We start from the raw sequence: 2,910 nt of genomic DNA, 5'->3' as shown, positions 1-2,910 counted from the left end.
GTCGGCCTGTTGCGCATCAGCGAACCGAAGGGCGCCTTCTTGCAGGCAAACGACCCGGCACACGATCGCTGGTATTCACGGGACGTCACCGCCATCGCCACCGCCAAGGGGCTGGACACTGCCGCTCCTTATTTCGTGGATGCCGATGCCGCCTCCTCCCCTGGCCGGGACGGCAACGATGGCCCCGTCGGCGGCCTCACGGTCATCGCCTTCCCCGACAACCACCTGATGTACGCCCTCACCTGGTTTGGCCTGGCGCTGATGACCCTGTTCGGTGGCTGGATCGTCTGGAAGGACGAGCGGAAAAAGCGGCGGAATTAAACCGGCTCACGCCACGCCGTACTCACCACGACTTGATGGCTTCCATATCGAGTTCGTAGAGTTCACTTTCGTAGTCTTCGCCACCGAAATACACGCCCACGACATAAGCGTAGGGACGCTCGATCACAACGGCGAGATTGGCCGATCCCCGGTAACCAATAACCGTGAGTCCAGGCAGGATGTCATGCCGCAGGTGGCCGATAGGCCTCGGCCACAGCACGCGAGGCGCGTTCGGCCAGGTAGTCCTCTTGTTCGATAAGGTTCGCAGTCACGCGGGGCGAAACGATCACCCGATGGCGCAGGCCCATCTACAGGTTAGCTCCGCTGCTGACGACGGCGCCCAAGCGCCTCGCGCACCTGATCAATGGTCATGCCCTTGGAAGGATCGTCGCGAAGTTCTTCGTACGCTGGGACCACTTCCTGCCGCAGCCAGCGTTCCACGGCCGCGTCCCGCGCCTGAAGCGCGCGCAGGCCGTCGCTGATGACGGCACTGGCGCTGGCGTATTGGCCCGACTTTGCCAGCCTATCAACGAGCTCGGCCTGTTCTTTCGAAAGAGAGATGCTGAGTTTTTGGCTGGTCGCCATGGCAAGGACCTTGGACGGGCTGGTAGGAATAAATACTACTCCTTCCCACCCCTTCGATCTAGTACCTGCGCTTCTACTTCTTAAGGCAACGAAAGCCGATCGTCGCCACGCGGCAAAGTTTGCGAGAGATCCGCGCCGCGCCCTGCGCGCGGCACGGAGCTTCGCTTACTTGCCCTCAGGGACGAGGTTGGCCAGCTTGCCCTTCTTGTCGAACTGGCAGGTGAAATTCTTCTTGCCGTCCATGCCCGCGTCGGCGATGCCGGCGATCGAATAGCCCGAGCCCGTATCGGCGGCCTGCACCGGCTGCAGCTGGATATAGTCGTTCTTGACGTCGAATTTCTTCGCTGCGGCATCCAGGCAGCGGGTGGTGAGCTTGCCCGGGTCGGGCCGGTCGGAAGCAAAGGCGTGCGAGGCCAGGACAAGGCCAAGGGAAGTGGCCAGTAGCAGGGCGGGCTTGCGCATGGGGTTTATCTCCGTACAAGGCACGAGGCCGGGGGTATTACCGGCTCGAGTGTGCCTTGCAATTCCTTGCGCCCGGATAAACGGGTGGCCTGGAATGGTTCCTTTCCGTTCAGGTGGAGTCATGCCCCGGTGTCGTGTCCCGAAACGGTTGGGACGGAATGGACGCCCCCGGCTTACGCCGACGAAGCAGGATCGGTCGTTCTGACGCTCCCGACCAGCGTACCCCGGGACATTGTCACCTGCCCGATGCGTCCATGCCGTTCCACAAGACTCGTACGCCGCACCGTGAATACGCGAAGGTGTGGCAGGCGAGCCAGGGTAGCAAACCGGAGAGGTAGCCGGCCGGACCGAAGTCCGCCTGGCCGCCCGCCACAAAAGGTGGGAAACGAAGCGCCGTGATGTTCACGGCGTCCGCCACTTCTTCAGGTTGCTACACCCGGTTGTCGATGTACCGACAACCCGTGCATTTTCCCGAATCCGCATCGGCACTTCCATCAGAAGCGTCTCAAAGTTGAGCGCGAATTTCGATCGAAGAAATCGTGGTTCTTCCAGCCACGGTCGGATCGCTTGCGACGCTCTGCCGCGGATCCTGGCGGGCCGGCTGATTGAAAACCTATAGGTTGACTGTGTACAAAATAGAGGCGAGTTTATCCGCGGCCCACCCACGCGCATCATGCCGCCACCGCCCCCTCAAGGGCATCCATGAGAGCGACACCATGCCCGTTCTACGTCTGGAAATGCATCCCGGCCGCACGCTTGAACAAAAGCGTGCCTTCGTACAGGAGGCCACCCGCATTACCGTGGAAACCCTGCAATGTCCCCCGGACAGCGTGGAGATTGTGATTACCGAAGTATCCCGCGACGCGTGGGCCAAGGGCGGCAAACTGCGTTCAGACGGGTAATCACGCGCATGACGCAAGGGGAAAGCCTATGCCGTGGCACCTGCAAGGTGTTTAATCTGTGCATGGTGGTGGAGCATGCCACCATCCGGAACAAGCTCCTTCACCTAGGCTACCGACATGACCGACACCCCTGCTTGTGAGGTCAGCACTCTTCGGCTCTTCCTTCTGCGTGGCGTGTACTTGTTCATCGCCTTGGGTTTGGCGCTTACGGTATGGCCTGACATCATCGCGCCGTCGGGAACGGCAGCCAATCCGCAGACCGTGATCCTGGCCCTTCTTGGAGGACTGGCGGTGATGTGCGCGCTTGGCCTTCGCTATCCAATGCAGATGATCCCGATCCTGCTTTTTGAACTCATATGGAAAGTCATCTGGGTCGTTGCCTTCGCGTTTCGCATGTGGCTCCACGGCGGCCTGGACGAATACGCGGCCCAAACATTGTTCGCCTGCATGATGGGCGTGGTGTTGGTACCCATCGCATTGCCCTGGGGCTATGTATACAGACGCTATATCAAGGCCCCGATGGAGCCTTGGCGTGCGAAGCGACCAACATAGGCCCTGTAGAGCGCCAAGCCACCTAGATGGCTTGGCTAGCGCGCCAGGGCGGACACCGCGCCTACTCTGAAGTTACCCCGATCGTCCT

Annotated in this window: 6 protein-coding genes; 3 read left to right on the top strand and 3 right to left on the bottom strand. The window is 60.9% G+C overall.

What is annotated here, in order from left to right:
* A partial coding sequence (locus VK519_RS10925; protein ID WP_324349754.1) for an SURF1 family protein occupies positions 1 to 321 on the top strand: 321 nt, incomplete at its 5' end.
* A gap of 22 nt (positions 322 to 343) precedes the next feature.
* On the opposite strand, the gene VK519_RS10920 is transcribed toward VK519_RS10925, so the two are convergent.
* From VK519_RS10920 to VK519_RS10910, 3 genes are all read right to left on the bottom strand, one after another.
* Complete coding sequence (locus VK519_RS10920; RefSeq protein WP_324349752.1) at positions 344 to 541, bottom strand: hypothetical protein; 198 nt, start codon at positions 539 to 541, stop codon at positions 344 to 346.
* A gap of 95 nt (positions 542 to 636) precedes the next feature.
* Positions 637 to 906, bottom strand: a complete 270-nt coding sequence (locus VK519_RS10915) for a ribbon-helix-helix domain-containing protein (RefSeq protein ID WP_324349751.1) — start codon at positions 904 to 906, stop codon at positions 637 to 639.
* 165 nt (positions 907 to 1,071) lie between these two features.
* The gene (locus tag VK519_RS10910; RefSeq protein WP_324349749.1) at positions 1,072 to 1,368 is read right to left on the bottom strand and encodes a hypothetical protein; all 297 of its coding nucleotides are present in this window, start codon (positions 1,366 to 1,368) and stop codon (positions 1,072 to 1,074) included.
* 626 nt (positions 1,369 to 1,994) lie between these two features.
* On the opposite strand from VK519_RS10910, the gene VK519_RS10905 reads away from it, so the two are divergent.
* Together VK519_RS10905 and VK519_RS10900 are read left to right on the top strand one after the other, a co-directional pair.
* Positions 1,995 to 2,270 (top strand): 4-oxalocrotonate tautomerase, encoded by a 276-nt coding sequence (locus tag VK519_RS10905; RefSeq protein WP_324349755.1) that lies wholly within the window; start codon positions 1,995 to 1,997, stop codon positions 2,268 to 2,270.
* Positions 2,271 to 2,387: 117 nt separating this feature from the next.
* Positions 2,388 to 2,822: a hypothetical protein gene (locus tag VK519_RS10900; RefSeq protein ID WP_324349748.1), complete on the top strand. Its 435-nt coding sequence runs from the start codon at positions 2,388 to 2,390 to the stop codon at positions 2,820 to 2,822.
* The last annotated feature ends 88 nt before the right edge of the window (positions 2,823 to 2,910 follow it).

This window comes from Pinirhizobacter sp. (genome assembly GCF_035317885.1).
Classification (GTDB): domain Bacteria; phylum Pseudomonadota; class Gammaproteobacteria; order Xanthomonadales; family Rhodanobacteraceae; genus Pinirhizobacter.
The sequence above is the reverse complement of the archived record's forward strand: the minus strand, read 5'-3'. Positions and strand labels throughout refer to the sequence as shown.